Raw genomic sequence first — 14,457 nt, 5'->3', positions numbered from 1 at the left:
CTGCGCGTGGCCGCCGAAAGCCGCTCCACGGGCGAAGGATCCGTCGTCAGACGACTACGACACGGCGCCCGCGAGTATGTCCTGCCTGACTGTCGGCGTGCGCCTGCGCCGCCTCGGTCAGCGAGTACGACTTCTCGACCGGGATGTGCAGCTTCCGCCGGGAGATGAGATCGGCGGCCTCGGCGAGAGCGTCCGGGACGCTTCCGGCCACCCCGGAGAAGCGGACGCCGAACTCCGGCGCGCCCAGGTCGGCGATGGAGATGACCCTGCGCGGGTCCCCGGTCAGCTCGACGAGCTCGCCAACCACACCGGAGCCCGCCAGATCGAGCGCCGCGTCCACGTGGCCGAGCTGCCGTACCCGCTGGCCCCAGCCCTCGCCGTACGTCGTCGCGAGCGCACCCAGACCACGCAGGTAGTCCTGGTTCGCCGCCCCGGCGATACCGATCACCGCGATGCCACGGTCGCGGGCGATCTGCAGTACCGCGGATCCGACGCCTCCCGACGCGCCACTGACCAGCAACGTCTGCCCTGGCCGCACCTCGGCCTCGCGGAGGATGCGCAACGCGGTCTCCACCACGGAGGGGTACCCGGCCGCCTCCTCGAACGTCAGCCCCACCGGCATACGGGCCCAGGCGGACAGCACGGCGAACTCGGCATAGGTACTCGTACCCTCGCCGAACACGTGGTCGCCGACCTCGATCCCGTCGACTCCGTCGCCGATCTCGTCCACCACCCCGGCAGCGTCCTGTCCGACCCCGGCGGGCAGGTCGATTGGCGTGACCTCCTGGAACTGCCCCTCACGGATCCTCCAGTCGACGGGATTCACCCCCGCCGCCCGGACGGCGACACGTATCTGACCGGGACCGGTGTGCGGCTCCTCCGCGTCCACGAGTCGCAGCACGTCCGGGCCGCCGAACTCGGCAAAACTCACTCTCTTCATACCCACACAGTAAGACTAACGGTTAGTATTTCGCAACCGTTAGGTTTTTGTATTTGATAGCATCACGCGATGACCGCGCCGACGGGCCGTCGTGAGCGCAAAAAGGCCGCGACCCGCCAGAGAATCGCCGACACCGCGCTACGGCTCTTCCTCGAGCACGGATACGACGCGGTGGGCATCCGCGATGTGGCCGCCGCGGCCGACGTGGCCGTCACGACGCTGTTCTCCCACTTCGCCTCGAAAGAGGCCCTGGTGTTCGAGCAGGACGAAGACTTCGAGCAACGCCTCGCGCGGGCGGTCACCGAACGGGCGCGGCACGAGCCACTCGTCCCCGCGCTGCGCCGCGAAATCACGGCGCTGGTCCGACACTGCACCGGTGAGGACGCCGCCCCTGTCCGGGGCATGATCGAGCGGTCGCCTGCCCTGCGGAGACACCAGGAGTCGATGCGGCTGCGTCACGCCGAGTCGCTGGCAGCGGCCATCGCCGGGGATCCCGATCTCGGACGGACGACGACGGCCTGCCGAACGATCGCGAGGTTCGTGATCGACGCCTACTCGCTCGCCAGCGAGGCGGCTGATCCGGACGCCGCGTTGGCGGAGATCTTCCGGATGATCGAGGCGGCCTGGTCCGTCACCTGAACCCCGTCCACATCACGGTGTTCCGACGGGAAGGTGTGCCCGGCACGACAGGGAACCACCTCCACGCGGCCTACCTGTAGTCGCGGAAGAAATCCCGCACGTCGCCGAGCAGCAGATCCGGTGCCTCCAGCGCGGCGAAGTGCCCGCCTCGGTCGAACTCGGTCCAGCGGGCGATGTTGTTGGACTTCTCGTCGCAGCGCCGGATCGCGACGTCCTGGATGCCGAACTGCGCGACCGCGGACGGCACCGTCGAGGGTTCCGGCTCGGCCCAGCCCGCGCCCGAATCGGTGTCCTCGTAGTACAGCCGCGCCGAGGAGGCCACCGTCCCGGTGAGCCAGTAGATCGTCACGTTGGTGAGCATCCAGTCGCGGTCCACGGCGTCCTCCGGCAGTTCCCGGTCCGGGTCGGTCCACTCGCGGAACCGTTCGACGATCCACGCGAGCTGACCGGCAGGCGAGTCCGCCAGGCCGTAGGCCAGCGTCTGCGGGCGGGAGGACTGCTGCGCGAGATAACCGCCCTGTTCCCGCATGAACTCGTTCATCCGCGCGATCCTGGCCTTTTCGGTGACCGTCAGGTCCGCCAGCTCCTCCTCCGGCACGTCCGGGTAGCCGAACCCGCCGTTGACGTGGATCGCGGCCACGTGCTCGCCATCGACCAGGCCGAGGTCGCGGGAGATGCCCGCGCCGAAGTCGCCGCCCTGGGCGACGTAACGGTCGTAGCCGAGCCTGCGCATGAGCTCCGCCCACGCCACCGCGATCCGCCGCGAGGTCCAGCCCGGTTCGGTGGTCGGGCCGGAGAAACCGAACCCGGGCAGCGAGGGGACGACAACATGGAAGGCGTCGGCGGGATCGCCGCCGTGCGCGGCCGGGTCGGTGAGCGGGCCGACGAGCTCGGCGAACTCCACGACCGAGCCGGGCCAGCCGTGTGTCAGGACCATCGGCAACGCCCCGGGTTCCGGCGAACGAACGTGCAGAAAATGGACGTTCTGCCCGTCGATCTCGGTGGTGTACTGGGCAAACTCGTTCAGCCGTCGCTCGTGTGCACGCCAGTCGTAGCCGGTGCGCCAGTAGTCGGCCAGGCCTTTGAGGTAGCCGACCGGCACGCCGTACGCCCAGCCCGCGCCGGGCAGTTCCTGGGGCCAGCGGGTGTTCTCGATCCGGCGGCCGAGCTCGTCCAGCTCGGCCTGGGGCACGTCGATGCGGAAGGGGTGGATCTCGTCGCTGCTCGTCATGTCCACGACGCTAGAAGCCGGTTAGGACAACTTCGGTCCTAACTGGCTGGCAGACTTTCGGACATGCTGGAAACCTCCGCGCGGCTGCTCCGGTTGCTCTCGCTGTTGCAGAGCCATCACGACCGGGCGGGCAGCGAACTGGCCGAACGCCTCGGCGTCGACGTCCGTACCGTGCGCCGCGACGTCGACCGGCTGCGCGAGCTGGGCTACCCGGTCCACGCCGCGGCCGGCGTCGCCGGGTATCGCCTCGGCGCCGGGGCCTCCCTGCCGCCGCTGCTGCTCGACGACGAGGAGGCCGTCGCGGTCGCCGTCGGGCTGCGCGGTGCGGCATCCGGCAATGTCGCCGGAATCGAGGAGACCTCGGTCCGGGCACTGGCGAAGCTGGAACAGGTGCTCCCCTCCCACCTGCGGCACCGGATCGGCGCGCTGAGCTCGGTCACCGTCCCGATGCGCCCTGGCGGGCCGGAGGTACGCCCAGAGGTGCTCACCGCCATCGCCGCGGCCGCACGCGACCACCACCGGTTGCGCTTCGACTACCGCGGCAACGACGGCGCGACGAGCGTCCGCGAGGTCGAACCCCACCGGCTGGTGCACACCGGACGCCGCTGGTACCTCATCGGGTACGACATCGGACGCGCGGACTGGCGGACCTACCGCGCCGACCGCATCAGTCCGCGCACGCCGACGGGTCCGCGTTTCGTGCCCCGCACCCCGCCTGCGGACCTGCTCGGCCACACCTCTCGTGGCATCACCACCGGGGCGTACCGCTACCAGGCGCGGGTCACCATGCACACCTCCGCCGAACGGCTCGCCGAGCGCATCCCGCCGACGATCGGCGTGCTCGAACCGGACGGCCCCCAGCGCTGTGTCCTCGTCACCGGGTCCGCCTCGCTCGACGAACTGGCCCTCTACATCGGACTGTGCGGCGTGGATTTCGAGGTGCACGAGCCGGACGAACTCCGGGAACGGGTCCGCGAACTCGGTGCGCGGCTCACCCGCGCGGCTGGCTGAGCGGCTGGCCGGGCCCGTCCGGACATGAAAAACGGCCCCACACTCGAAGTGTGAGGCCGCTTCTCGGGCGCTGTACGCGGAGAGGATCAGACCTCGTCCGCGGCCAGCAGGTTACGCGTGCGCATCGGGTCCACCGGGATACCGGGGCCCATCGTCGTGGAGAAGGTCACCTTCTTCACGTAGCGCCCCTTGGCGGAGGACGGCTTGGCGCGCAGCACCTCGTCGAGGGCCGCGGCGTAGTTCTCCACCAGCTTCTCGGTGTCGAAGGACGCCTTGCCCACCACGAAGTGCAGGTTGGCCTGCTTGTCCACGCGGAAGTTGATCTTACCGCCCTTGATGTCCGCGACGGCCTTCGTGACGTTGGGGGTCACGGTGCCCGTCTTCGGGTTCGGCATCAGGCCACGCGGGCCGAGGATGCGGGCGATACGGCCGACCTTGGCCATCTGATCCGGCGTCGCGATCGCGGCGTCGAAATCGAGCCAGCCACCCTGGATGCGCTCGATCAGCTCGTCCGAACCAACCGTGTCCGCGCCTGCCGCCTCGGCCTCGGCGGCCTTGTCGCCGGTGGCGAACACGATGACGCGGGCGGTCTTTCCGGTGCCGTGCGGCAGGTTCACGGTGCCGCGGACCATCTGGTCGGCCTTACGCGGGTCGACACCGAGTCGCATGGCGACCTCGACGGTGGCGTCCAGCTTCACCTTGGAGGTTTCCTGGGCGAGCTTCGCCGCGTCGAGCGGTGCGTACAGCCGCTCGCGGTCGATCAGCTCGGCGGCCTCACGGTAGGCCTTGCTGCGCTTGGTCATGCTCTGTCCTCACTACTTGCTCTGTTCGATGTCGCCGCGGCGGTACTGCGTGCCGTGCGAAGGATCAGGTGTGGTGCGAGCCAGCGCCTGGCTCTCCCACGGTGAAACTGCCTCAGCGGCAGATCAGACGACGGTGATGCCCATGGAGCGGGCGGTGCCGGCGATGATCTTGGCGGCCTGGTCGGCGTCGTGCGCGTTGAGGTCCGACTTCTTGGTCTCGGCGATCTCGTGGACCTGGGCCCAGGTGACCTTGGCGACCTTGGTCTTGTGCGGCTCGCCGGAGCCCTTCTCCACGCCCGCGGCCTTGAGCAGCAGCCTCGCTGCCGGCGGCGTCTTGAGCTTGAAGTCGAACGAACGGTCCTCGAACACGGAGATCTCGACCGGCACCACGTCACCGCGCTGCGACTCGGTCGCGGCGTTGTAGGCCTTGCAGAACTCCATGATGTTGACGCCGTGCTGACCCAGCGCCGGGCCGACCGGCGGTGCCGGGTTGGCGGCACCCGCCTTGATCTGCAGCTTGATGATCGCTGCGAGCTTCTTCTTCTTGGGTGGCATTTCAGTTCCTATTCAGTCTTGCGTCCCCCGCGCACCTGCGGCGCAGGCACGGGGACTGCCGGCCGTACGCGGCCGTCAGATCTTGGAGACCTGGTTGAACGACAGCTCGACCGGGGTCTCCCGGCCGAAGATCGACACCAGGACCTTCAGCTTCTGCCCGTCCGCGTTGACCTCGCTGATCGTGGCGGGCAGCGTCGCGAACGGGCCGTCCATGACGGTGACCGACTCACCGACCTCGAAGTCGACCTCGACGGACGGGGCACCGCCGAGCGGCGCGTCCGAGCTGGCCGTCTCGCCCTTGCCCGATTTGGCCGGAGCGGCCTTCTCGGCCGCGGGGGCGAGGAACTTCAGCACGTCCTCGATGGTCAGCGGCGACGGGCGCGAGGTCGCGCCGACGAAGCCCGTGACACCGGGGGTGTTGCGGACCGCGCTCCACGAGGCGTCGTTCAGTTCCATCCGGACCAGGATGTAGCCGGGCAGAACCTTGCGGTTCACCAGTTTGCGCTGGCCGTTCTTGATCTCGGTGACCTCTTCGGTGGGCACCTCGATCTGGAAGATGAACTCCTCGACGTCCAGGGTCTGAGTACGGGTTTCGAGGTTGGTCTTGACCTTGTTCTCGTAACCGGCGTACGAGTGCACGACGTACCAGTCGCCGGGCGCGGCCTTCAGCTCGGCGCGCAGCGCCTCGACGGGATCGACGTCCTCGGCAGGTTCGGCGGGCGCGGCCTCTTCGGCGGATTCGCCGGCGGTGTCGCTGTCGGCGCTGTCGTCACTGCTGTCGCTGTCGCTGTCGTCCTCGGCGTCCTCGTCCCCGGCGTCGCCGGTCGCGGAGTCGCTGTCGTCACCGGAATCGGTGCCGGCCTCGGCCAGGGTCTCGGCGTCGGCGGAAACCTCGGCGGAGCCGGAAACGTCGGCGGGGTCCTCGGAGTTCTCGGAGTCGCTGGCCACCTCGACCGGCTCGGTGTGCTCGGAGCTCTCGTCGCCCACGGCCGCGAGCACCTGCTCGTCGGAAAGGCCGGTCAGTTCCTGACCGGCTCCTGCGCCGTTGTCGGAGGTCACTATCCGTCCTCTCAATTGATCATGTGCGTGTTCCTGGGCGGACCCCCGGCTGCGCCGGCCGCGTGCGGCGGCCTGGCGTCAGTTGCCGAAGACGAAGTCCATGCCCTTGAGGAACACGAGGTCCAGCACGGCCACCAGGCCGATCATGAAGGCCACGAAGACCAGCACGACGGAGGTGTAGGTGACCATCTGCTTGCGCGTCGGCCAGATGACCTTGCGCAGTTCGGCCCACACCTCGCGGACGAACCGGCCGATGCGGGCGAACAGGGACGCCTTCTTGTCCTTGCTGTCCCGCTTCGGGGTCGGCTTGTCCTTCCCGTCGGCCTTCGCCTTGGCGGCTGCGGCCTTGTCCTTCTTCGCGGGGCGCTTGCTGGCCTCGTCGGCATCCGAGCCGGCAGCCTTACCCGCGGCCGGCCGTGCGGAGGCCCGGCGCTCACGCCGGGCCGCGGCGGTGACCGGACGGGAAGGGCGCTTGGGCTCCTTCTCCTGGTCCTTCTCGCCGTCCTCGCTCACAGCCACTCCTCGCTGCTCCCATTAGCACAACTGCCGCTGATCGCGACCCGCTGCTCGCCTCGGATGACCCGCGGTTCGCGGGCCATTCGCCGTCTTCTCACGTCGACGCAGGGGTGACAGGACTTGAACCTGCAACCTGCGGTTTTGGAGACCGCTGCTCTGCCAGTTGAGCTACACCCCTTCGACCGGTTCACCCCGAAAGGATTACCGCTCACTGGACGCCTTCCACCGTCCCGACACCTGACACTGTCTGGCGCTGGGCCGAGGGTCCGACGTTCCAAGTTCGGAAGTCTACGGCAAGCCGTGACGACCCCCGCAACCGCGCCCGGGTGGACGCTCCGGGGCCACGCGCGCGGCCATTCGGTGCCCGTGAAAAAATGCTGGCCATGGCCACTCCGGAAGCTTCCGCCAGTACTCGTCCGACCTCGCGTGTCTCCGCTCGCATCGCCGGGATCAAGCCCTCCGCGACGCTCGCCGTGGACGCGAAGGCGAAGGCGCTCAAGGCCGGGGGCCGACCGGTGATCGGCTTCGGCGCCGGACAGCCGGACTTCCCCACCCCCGATTACGTCGTCGATGCCGCTGCGGCCGCCGTGCGGGACCGGGCCAACCACGGCTACACCGCGGCGGGCGGACTGCCGGAGCTGAAGGAGGCGCTGGCCCGCAAGACGCGGCGCGACTCCGGGCTCGAGGTCGATCCGAGTCAGGTGCTGGTGACCAACGGCGGCAAGCAGGCGGTGTACTCCGCGTTCGCGACGATCGTCGACCCGGGCGACGAGGTGCTGCTGCTCGCGCCGTACTGGACCACCTACCCGGAGTCGATCGCGCTGGCAGGCGGCGTCGCCGTACAGGTCACCGCGGACGAGTCCACCGGGTATCTGGTCACCGTCGAGCAGCTCGAGGCCGCGCGCACCGAGAAGACGAAGGTGCTGCTGTTCAACTCGCCGTCCAACCCGACCGGCGCGGTCTACCCGCGCGAGCAGGTCGAGGCGATCGGCCGGTGGGCGTACGAGCACGGCATCTGGGTGATCACCGACGAGATCTACGAGCATCTGGTCTACGACGGCGCGAAGGCCGAGTCGCTGCCGGTCGTGGTGCCGGAGATGGCCGACACCACGCTGATCCTCAACGGTGTGGCCAAGACGTACTCGATGACGGGCTGGCGGGTCGGCTGGATCATCGGACCGAAGGACGTGATCAAGGCGGCGTCGAGCTACCAGTCACACCTGTGCGGCAACGTCGCGAACGTCTCGCAGCGCGCCGCCCTGGCCGCCGTCGACGGCCCGCTGGACATCGTGGACGAGATGCGCGCCTCCTTCGACGCGCGCCGCAAGAAGATCGTGTCGCTGCTGTCGGCGATCCCCGGCGTCGAGTGCCCGACCCCGGAGGGCGCCTTCTACGCCTACCCCTCGGTGAAGGCTTTGCTGGGCAAGGAGATTCGTGGCGAACGTCCGGCCGACACGGTCGAGCTGGCCGACCTGATCCTGCGTGAGGCCGAGGTCGCGGTGGTGCCGGGCGAGGCGTTCGGCACGCCGGGTTACTTCCGCTTCTCCTACGCGCTCGCCGAGGACGAACTCGTCGAGGGCGTCACCCGCGTGGCGAAGCTGCTGGGCGAGGCCCGGTAACGCGATGCGGCTGGGTATCGCGTTGCCGCAGTACGGCGCGCTCGCCGATCCCGCGCGGATCGGCGAGTTCGCGGCGGTGGCGGAGGGGCTCGGTTACCGCTCGATGTGGGCGGGCGACCGCGTCCTGACACCCACCCGGCCGAGCGACCTGTACCCGGGCGGTACGCCGGACCGTCCTTACCCGCCGGAGTTCACCCGCTTCGTCGACCCCCTCGTCACGCTGACCGCGGCCGCCGGGACGACGACGGATGCCCGGCTGGGCACCAGCACGCTCACCGGCACCCTGCATCCGCCGGTGCTGCTTGCCCGCTCGCTGACCTCGATCGACCTGCTCAGCGGCGGCAGGCTGGAGGTCGGGCTGGGGCTGAGCTGGCTGCGCGACGAGTACACGGCGGCCGGTGTCCCCTGGGCCGAACGCGGTCGCAGGCTGGACGAGCTGCTGGACGTGCTGACGGCGATGTGGACGAGCAACCCGGTCTCCCACGACGGTCCGCACTGGCGGATTCCGGAGTCCACTGTGGACCTTCGGCCGGCGCAGAGCCCGCGCCCGCCGCTGCTGCTCGGCGGGTTCACCCGGCGCGCGCTTGAGCGCGTCGGCAGGCGCGCGGACGGCTGGCTGGGTGTCGAGCTGCCAGCGCCGCTGTTCCGCGAACGGTGGGATCTGGTGCGGGCCGCGGCGGAGTCGGCGGGCCGTGATCCGGACGCGGTCCGCAGGGTGGTGCGCGTCAACCCCGTGGCGGACACGTCCGTGCCCGAGCTGGCGCGGCGCCTGGACGCGGTGCGCGAACTCGGTGCCGAGGACGTCTTCGTCGACCTGCACTACGTCGCGGACGGCGTCGACGCAGCACTGGAGTACGCCGCCGCGCTGGCCGTACGTACCGGCTGAGCCGCCCGGCCCCGTTCACGTTCGACTCCCGCTCCGCCGAGACGTGCGGCGGTTCGCCCTGCCCGGATGCCGGTAGAACAATGCCATTAGTTCTAGTACAGTTAGAACTATGTTGATCCGCATCGACCCGGCGTCGACCGCACCGCTCTACGAGCAGGTGGCCGCCTCGGTCCGCCGCGCCGTGGCGGACGGAGAGGTCAGCCCGGGCAGCACGCTGCCCGCCGCGCGGGAACTCGCCGGATCGCTGGAGATCAACGTGCACACGGTGCTGCGGGCGTATGCGCTGCTGCGCGACGAGGGCCTCATCGACCTGCGGCGCCGCCGCGGCGCCGTGGTCCTCGGCGGCGCGAACGACCGGGCCAGGCTGGCCGAGCTCATCGGCGAGCTGATCGGCGAGGCGCGCCGCGAGGGCGTCGGCGTCGACGAGCTCACCACCACCATCAGGGAGAGGTACACATGACGACGAGATCCCAGCCATCCCGTCCCGGCGCGGCCAGAGCACTTCTCGCCGCGACCGTCGTGCCCGCGCTGGCCGTCGCCGGTGCGTTCGCCTGCTACCTGACCTGGTCCGGGCGGCTGCCCGAACGGCTTGCCACGCATTGGCGCAACGGCACGATCGACGGTTACTCCGGCACCACGGCGTTCGTCGCCGGGGCACTCGCCATCGCCGTGCTGATCGCGCTCGCGGGCACGGCCGTGGCCGTCGTGGCGCTACGCCGCGGCCGCAGGCCGGTGACGGGTGCGGCCGGGTACCTCGCCGGATTCGCCACCTTCCCGGCCGTCGTGCTGATCGCCGTGCTGCACGCGAACCTCGACGGAGCCGTCTCCGATAGCCCGCCGATGCTGTCGATCGGGCTGGCCATCGCGGGCAGCGTGGTCGCCGGGGTGCTCGCCGCACTGATCGCGGGTCCGGCGGGCCGCGCTCCGGTCCGCGGTGGCGGGCTGACGGCCGACAAGCCGACCGTCGGTCTCGGGACGGGCGAGCGTGCCGCGTGGACCGGCGGCACCACCAGTTCGATCGGATACCTGATCGCCGGGGCCGTCGCCGTGACGAGCGCCCTGATCTGGTTCCTCGCCCCGACTCCGCCCCCTGCGGCCGTGCTGCTGATCCCGGTCGCCGTCTGCCTGGTGGTGTGCGTGCTGCTCGGCAGGCTGACGCTGACGGCGGACGCGGCGGGGGTCACGGTGCGGCTCGGCGTGCCGGGGCTGGCGCGGCGGCACGTCCCGCTGGAGCGGATCAGCAGCGCGGAGGTGGACACCCTCAGTGCGTTCTCCTACGGCGGGCTCGGCATCCGGGTCAACCCGGTCACCGGCGACACCGCCTACAAACTGCGCGGCGGACCGGCGCTGGTGCTCAACCTGGACGACGGGAAACGGCTCCTGGTCAGCGTGGACAACCCGGCGGGCGCCGCGGGACTGATCAACGATCTGCTGCGCGCCGGCACGACGTCACCTGAATCGCCGCTTCGCTGACCAGGCGTATATCGCGTAGAAATGCCTGGTGGCGAAAAAGAGCGGAGGCGGCGGGTTTCTCATCGTCGTCCTCGTCCTCGGCATCCTGGGTTACGCCTACTACGACTCGCAGAAGGGTTCCTCCGCCGAACCCCCCGGCTCGTCCGGGCCGGTGACCGGTGACGGCACCGGGCGCTATGTCGCGCTCGGCGACTCGTACACCTCCTCGCCGAGGACCGGGAACAGGGCCGGGCAGCCGGAGGGCTGCGACCGTTCCGACAACAACTACCCGAGCCTGGTCGCCGCCGACATCTCGCCCGCCGAATTCGTGGACGTGAGCTGCAGCGGGGCCACCACGGCGGACCTGGAGTCCGCGCAGGAGACCGACGAGGGCACCAACCCGCCACAGCTCGATGCCGTCAACGAGGCGACGACGCTGGTGACCATCGGCATCGGTGGCAACGACGTCGGGCTGATCGGCCTGGCCGGGGAGTGCGGTTCGGTGCGGCCGGACGGGGCGAAGTGCCGCGACCGCTTCACCGCGGGCGGTGGTGACGAGCTGGTGGACCGGATCAACACGGCGGGCGATCGGCTGGACGGCACCATCGGCGACGTCAAGGCGAAGGCGCCGAACGCCCGTGTGGTGGTCGTCGGCTATCCGACGATCCTGCCGGACGGCGACGGCTGCTGGCCGACGCTGCCGATCGGTTCGGGGGACGTGAACTACTTCCGCGGGATCCTCGAACAGCTCAACGGCAAGCTCGCCGAAGTGGCCGCGTCCGCGCAGGCGGGCTACGTGGACACGGCCCGGCCCACCGAGGGCCACGACCTGTGCACCGACTCCGGCGACCGCTGGATCGAGGGCGTCATCCCGACGTCGAAGGCCATCGGCCTGCACCCCAACGCGAAGGGGTCCGAGGCGATGGCCGACGCTGTGCTGCGCGTCGTCGGCTGAACCGCGCTACGGCAGCCGGACGACGGCCTGCGCCTTGCCCAGCACCGTCTTGCCGTCGAACTTCGCGGTGATGTCGATCCGGGCGAGGCCCCCGTCGCGCAGCTCACCGATCTTGGCGGAGAAGTCGACCGTCGCGCCCTCGGCGTCGTTCGGCACGACGACGGGGCGGGTGAAGCGGGCGAAGTACTCGACGAGCCTGCCGGGGTCGCCGAGCCAGTCGGTGACCACGCGGCCGGCGAGCGCCATGGTGAGCATGCCGTGGGCGATCACGTCCGGCAGGCCGACCTGGGCGGCGAACCGCTCGTTCCAGTGAATGGGGTTGAAGTCCAGCGAGGCCCCGGCGTACCGGACGAGCTGGTCGCGGGTGACCTGGATGCGCAGCGGGGGCAGCTCGTCGCCGACGGCGGGGCTCATTCGGACTCTCCTCGGACGACGAGCTGGGCGCGGGCCACCGCGACGGGGGCACCGTCCGCGTCGGCGATGTCCGCGCGGACGGTCAGGAAGTCGTTACCGGCCCTGGTGAACGCGTCCTCGATCTGGGCGGTGAGCGTCAGCCGGTCACCGGCGTGCACCGGGCGGGTGTGCTCGAACCGCTGGTCGCCGTGCACCATCCGGGAGTAGTCCAGGCCCAGCGCCGGGTCCTCGACGATGGTGTTCACCGCGGCCAGGCTGATGATGGTGAGGAAGGTCGGCGGTGCGATGACGTCCGGGTGGCCGGCGGCGCGTGCCGCGTCCACGTCCCGGTAGATCGCGTTGCCGTCACCGATCGCGTCGGCGAACTCGGCGATCTTGCCGCGGCTGACGTCGAACACGGGCGAGGGCGGATAGCTCCGGCCTACGTATGCGGGATCCAAGGGCACCCGAACAGGTTACCGGGCCACTCACGGCAGCGGGCGCGTAACGGGGTGGCGGCCCCGTTACGCGCCCGTCGGTCGTTGCCAGGATCAGTTGAGCGACATCCCGTAGGCGTTCAGCGCCTCCACGACCGGCTGGAAGTAGGAGCTTCCGCCGCCCATGCCCGAGGTGATGCCGAGGCCGACGGAGCCGGAGAACAGGCAGCCACCGGAGTCACCGGGGCCGACGCCCGCACTGGTCTGGACCGCCTGGTAGACGGGGCCCTCGGCGTAGTTGACGGTGACGTTCGTGGCCTGCACGGAGCCGCAGGTCAGGTTCGTCGTGCTGCCGCTCTTGCAGACCTGCTGGCCGACGGTCGCGTCCGCGGCCGAGGTGATCGCCTGCGAGGTGCCGTCCCAGAGCGTGACGGCGCCGGGGCCGTCGCCGGTGTCGTTGCGGATCAGGCCGTAGTCGTTGTCCGGGAAGCTGGCCCCGACCGACGGTCCGATGTTCCAGCTCGCCACGGCGCCGGTGCAGTGCCCGGCGTCGAGGACGTGCAGCGCACCACCGCTGTTGACGTTGAAGCCCGCCGAGCAGCGGCTGCCGCCGCCGGTGATGGCCTCGCCGTTGAGGATCGACTTGTGCATGCCACCGGCGACGGTGGCCACGCGCACCGCGTCGCCGTGGCGGGCGGCCTCGGCGGTCAGGGCCGCGGCCTCCGCGTCGTCGGCTTCCTCGGCGATGGTGACGACGACCTGGTTGGTGCGGACGTCGGTGCCGATCGAGGTGTGCGCGACCGACGGCAGGGCCTCCACGGCACCGCGTGCGGCGTCGAGCTGGGCGACGGAACGGCTGACGAGCTTCGCGGTCGCCCCCGACCGCGTCACCTCGTCCGCCGTCGCCTGGTCCAGCACGTTCACCACGGGCAGGCCACGCTCGTCGAGGTAGCTGCCCGCGGCCCGGTCACCGAGTCCGGCGGTGACCGAACCGAGGGTGCCGATGCTGCTCTGCTGCACCCGCAGCGCTTCGACCGCCGCCGACTCGCTGAGTCCGCCCGCGGCCCGGGTGGCGTCGATGGAGGCCTGCTGCACCGGGGCCGAGTAGCCCTCGAGCGCGGTCGCGGACGCCGTCGGCGCGATGAAGCCGATGGTGCCCGCGGCGGCCACCAGGGCCACGGCGAACCGGGATGATCGGACGATGCCGTGCGGCACGGCATTCTTCTTGGTCATGGAGACAACTCACTTTCGCAGGGGGTCCGGCGCGGAGTAACGCCGTTCCGATACCGCGAGTGGCTGCTTCCCTCTATCGGGCGACCGCCACTCGTGGGTTCGGCCTTATTAGAGTGAGGTAAGTCACCATCCGGCGAAAGGGCCGTTGGAGCGGTTTTTTCCGACTTTCGGCACAGTGCGCTACCGCCGGGCCCACAGACGACAGCAGGCCGCCCCCGAGCAACGGGGACGGCCTGTCTGTGAAGTCGAGGGACTCGGTCAGCGAGTCTCTTTGTGCGCCCGGTGAGTGCCGCAGTTGGGGCAGAACTTCTTCATCTCCAGGCGATCCGGGTGGTTACGGCGGTTCTTCCTGGTGATGTAGTTGCGGTGCTTGCACTCCTCGCACGCCATCGTGATCTTCGGTCGCACGTCGGTGGAAGCCACGGCATAGCCTTTCTCTACAACAAGTCAGTTCCCCTAAGGGTAACCCTCAGGAAGAAGGCCACCCACCATCGGGGGTCGGGAGGGCGAAGCCCTCCCGGGCGGGGTCTGAGGGTTGCACCCCCAGGGGCAATGCGGAGCGGACCAGGCTTGCGCTCTCCGCAAGCACCGTCCACCCATTCCGCGTAGCGGGAGCGGGACTTGAACCCGCGACACCACGATTATGAGCCGTGTGCTCTAACCACCTGAGCTACCCCGCCCCGAACGATCAGCGCCGGATTGCGGCAAGCGCATCACGACAAAGATCA

17 protein-coding genes and 2 tRNA genes are annotated in these 14,457 nt (G+C 70.0%); 7 read left to right on the top strand and 12 right to left on the bottom strand.

All coding sequences use genetic code 11. The annotated features are described in order from the left end of the window. Positions 1-46: 46 nt before the first annotated feature. Positions 47-940: an NADP-dependent oxidoreductase gene (locus tag CFN78_RS01075; RefSeq protein WP_094860624.1), complete on the bottom strand. Its 894-nt coding sequence runs from the start codon at positions 938-940 to the stop codon at positions 47-49. A 69-nt stretch (positions 941-1,009) separates the two neighbouring features. Between CFN78_RS01075 and CFN78_RS01070 the strand changes: the two genes are divergently transcribed. Next, positions 1,010-1,579, top strand: a complete 570-nt coding sequence (locus CFN78_RS01070; protein ID WP_094860623.1) for a TetR/AcrR family transcriptional regulator — start codon at positions 1,010-1,012, stop codon at positions 1,577-1,579. A 70-nt stretch (positions 1,580-1,649) separates the two neighbouring features. Here the strand turns inward: CFN78_RS01070 and CFN78_RS01065 are convergent, their stop codons facing one another. Then, positions 1,650-2,810: an epoxide hydrolase family protein gene (locus tag CFN78_RS01065; protein WP_094860622.1), complete on the bottom strand. Its 1,161-nt coding sequence runs from the start codon at positions 2,808-2,810 to the stop codon at positions 1,650-1,652. A gap of 63 nt (positions 2,811-2,873) precedes the next feature. On the opposite strand from CFN78_RS01065, the gene CFN78_RS01060 reads away from it, so the two are divergent. Further along, positions 2,874-3,821 (top strand): helix-turn-helix transcriptional regulator, encoded by a 948-nt coding sequence (locus tag CFN78_RS01060; RefSeq protein WP_094860621.1) that lies wholly within the window; start codon positions 2,874-2,876, stop codon positions 3,819-3,821. Between the two features lie 86 nt (positions 3,822-3,907). Here the strand turns inward: CFN78_RS01060 and rplA are convergent, their stop codons facing one another. From rplA to CFN78_RS01035, 5 genes are all read right to left on the bottom strand, one after another. Further along, the gene (gene rplA, locus CFN78_RS01055) at positions 3,908-4,624 is read right to left on the bottom strand and encodes a 50S ribosomal protein L1 (protein WP_094860620.1); all 717 of its coding nucleotides are present in this window, start codon (positions 4,622-4,624) and stop codon (positions 3,908-3,910) included. 123 nt (positions 4,625-4,747) lie between these two features. Continuing rightward, complete coding sequence (gene rplK, locus CFN78_RS01050) at positions 4,748-5,179, bottom strand: 50S ribosomal protein L11 (protein WP_094860619.1); 432 nt, start codon at positions 5,177-5,179, stop codon at positions 4,748-4,750. Positions 5,180-5,254: 75 nt separating this feature from the next. Further along, positions 5,255-6,238: a transcription termination/antitermination protein NusG gene (gene nusG, locus CFN78_RS01045; protein ID WP_094860618.1), complete on the bottom strand. Its 984-nt coding sequence runs from the start codon at positions 6,236-6,238 to the stop codon at positions 5,255-5,257. 78 nt (positions 6,239-6,316) lie between these two features. Further along, the gene (gene secE, locus CFN78_RS01040; RefSeq protein ID WP_094860617.1) at positions 6,317-6,751 is read right to left on the bottom strand and encodes a preprotein translocase subunit SecE; all 435 of its coding nucleotides are present in this window, start codon (positions 6,749-6,751) and stop codon (positions 6,317-6,319) included. Between the two features lie 108 nt (positions 6,752-6,859). Continuing rightward, positions 6,860-6,932: transfer RNA gene (locus CFN78_RS01035), tRNA-Trp, on the bottom strand. A 205-nt stretch (positions 6,933-7,137) separates the two neighbouring features. Between CFN78_RS01035 and CFN78_RS01030 the strand changes: the two genes are divergently transcribed. The 5 genes from CFN78_RS01030 (at position 7,138) to CFN78_RS01010 (ending at position 11,666) form a co-directional block, all read left to right on the top strand. After that, positions 7,138-8,373, top strand: a complete 1,236-nt coding sequence (locus CFN78_RS01030; protein ID WP_094861042.1) for a pyridoxal phosphate-dependent aminotransferase — start codon at positions 7,138-7,140, stop codon at positions 8,371-8,373. 4 nt (positions 8,374-8,377) lie between these two features. After that, positions 8,378-9,259 (top strand): TIGR03619 family F420-dependent LLM class oxidoreductase, encoded by an 882-nt coding sequence (locus CFN78_RS01025; protein WP_094860616.1) that lies wholly within the window; start codon positions 8,378-8,380, stop codon positions 9,257-9,259. A 109-nt stretch (positions 9,260-9,368) separates the two neighbouring features. Beyond that, entirely contained in the window at positions 9,369-9,719 is a 351-nt protein-coding gene (locus CFN78_RS01020) for a GntR family transcriptional regulator (protein WP_094860615.1), read from the top strand. Further along, positions 9,716-10,732, top strand: coding sequence for a hypothetical protein (locus tag CFN78_RS01015; RefSeq protein WP_094860614.1), 1,017 nt, complete (start codon positions 9,716-9,718; stop codon positions 10,730-10,732). Before CFN78_RS01020 ends, CFN78_RS01015 begins: the two co-directional genes overlap by 4 nt. 28 nt (positions 10,733-10,760) lie before the next feature. Next, on the top strand, positions 10,761-11,666 hold the full coding sequence (locus tag CFN78_RS01010) for an SGNH/GDSL hydrolase family protein (protein WP_094860613.1): 906 nt from the start codon (positions 10,761-10,763) through the stop codon (positions 11,664-11,666). Positions 11,667-11,672: 6 nt separating this feature from the next. On the opposite strand, the gene CFN78_RS01005 is transcribed toward CFN78_RS01010, so the two are convergent. The 5 genes from CFN78_RS01005 to CFN78_RS00985 all read right to left on the bottom strand — a co-directional run bounded on the left by CFN78_RS01005 (position 11,673) and on the right by CFN78_RS00985 (position 14,409). After that, positions 11,673-12,080, bottom strand: a complete 408-nt coding sequence (locus CFN78_RS01005) for a MaoC family dehydratase (RefSeq protein ID WP_094860612.1) — start codon at positions 12,078-12,080, stop codon at positions 11,673-11,675. Further along, entirely contained in the window at positions 12,077-12,526 is a 450-nt protein-coding gene (locus tag CFN78_RS01000) for an FAS1-like dehydratase domain-containing protein (RefSeq protein ID WP_094860611.1), read from the bottom strand. The genes CFN78_RS01005 and CFN78_RS01000 overlap by 4 nt, the downstream gene beginning before the upstream one ends. 84 nt (positions 12,527-12,610) lie before the next feature. Beyond that, complete coding sequence (locus CFN78_RS00995) at positions 12,611-13,729, bottom strand: S1 family peptidase (RefSeq protein WP_094860610.1); 1,119 nt, start codon at positions 13,727-13,729, stop codon at positions 12,611-12,613. Positions 13,730-13,987: 258 nt separating this feature from the next. Beyond that, on the bottom strand, positions 13,988-14,152 hold the full coding sequence (gene rpmG, locus CFN78_RS00990) for a 50S ribosomal protein L33 (protein ID WP_094860609.1): 165 nt from the start codon (positions 14,150-14,152) through the stop codon (positions 13,988-13,990). A gap of 183 nt (positions 14,153-14,335) precedes the next feature. Further along, a tRNA-Met gene (locus CFN78_RS00985) sits at positions 14,336-14,409 on the bottom strand. Between the last annotated feature and the right edge of the window lie 48 nt (positions 14,410-14,457).

Source organism: Amycolatopsis antarctica (genome assembly GCF_002262875.1).
GTDB classification, from domain to species: Bacteria; Actinomycetota; Actinomycetes; order Mycobacteriales; family Pseudonocardiaceae; genus Amycolatopsis; species Amycolatopsis antarctica.
Note: the sequence above shows the minus strand (reverse complement) of the source record. Positions and strands in the feature narration are given on the sequence as shown.

Excerpts from the sequence above, each read along its gene's own strand:
- rplA (WP_094860620.1), bottom strand. The coding sequence starts at position 4,624 with ATGACCAAGCGCAGCAAGGCCTACCGTGAGGCCGCCGAGCTGATCGAC.
- rplK (WP_094860619.1), bottom strand. The coding sequence starts at position 5,179 with ATGCCACCCAAGAAGAAGAAGCTCGCAGCGATCATCAAGCTGCAGATC.
- CFN78_RS01020 (WP_094860615.1), top strand. The coding sequence starts at position 9,369 with ATGTTGATCCGCATCGACCCGGCGTCGACCGCACCGCTCTACGAGCAG.
- CFN78_RS01060 (WP_094860621.1), top strand. The coding sequence starts at position 2,874 with ATGCTGGAAACCTCCGCGCGGCTGCTCCGGTTGCTCTCGCTGTTGCAG.
- CFN78_RS01025 (WP_094860616.1), top strand. The coding sequence starts at position 8,378 with ATGCGGCTGGGTATCGCGTTGCCGCAGTACGGCGCGCTCGCCGATCCC.
- CFN78_RS01075 (WP_094860624.1), bottom strand. The coding sequence starts at position 940 with ATGAAGAGAGTGAGTTTTGCCGAGTTCGGCGGCCCGGACGTGCTGCGA.
- CFN78_RS00995 (WP_094860610.1), bottom strand. The coding sequence starts at position 13,729 with ATGACCAAGAAGAATGCCGTGCCGCACGGCATCGTCCGATCATCCCGG.
- CFN78_RS01015 (WP_094860614.1), top strand. The coding sequence starts at position 9,716 with ATGACGACGAGATCCCAGCCATCCCGTCCCGGCGCGGCCAGAGCACTT.
- CFN78_RS01070 (WP_094860623.1), top strand. The coding sequence starts at position 1,010 with ATGACCGCGCCGACGGGCCGTCGTGAGCGCAAAAAGGCCGCGACCCGC.
- CFN78_RS01065 (WP_094860622.1), bottom strand. The coding sequence starts at position 2,810 with ATGACGAGCAGCGACGAGATCCACCCCTTCCGCATCGACGTGCCCCAG.
- CFN78_RS01005 (WP_094860612.1), bottom strand. The coding sequence starts at position 12,080 with ATGAGCCCCGCCGTCGGCGACGAGCTGCCCCCGCTGCGCATCCAGGTC.
- CFN78_RS01030 (WP_094861042.1), top strand. The coding sequence starts at position 7,138 with ATGGCCACTCCGGAAGCTTCCGCCAGTACTCGTCCGACCTCGCGTGTC.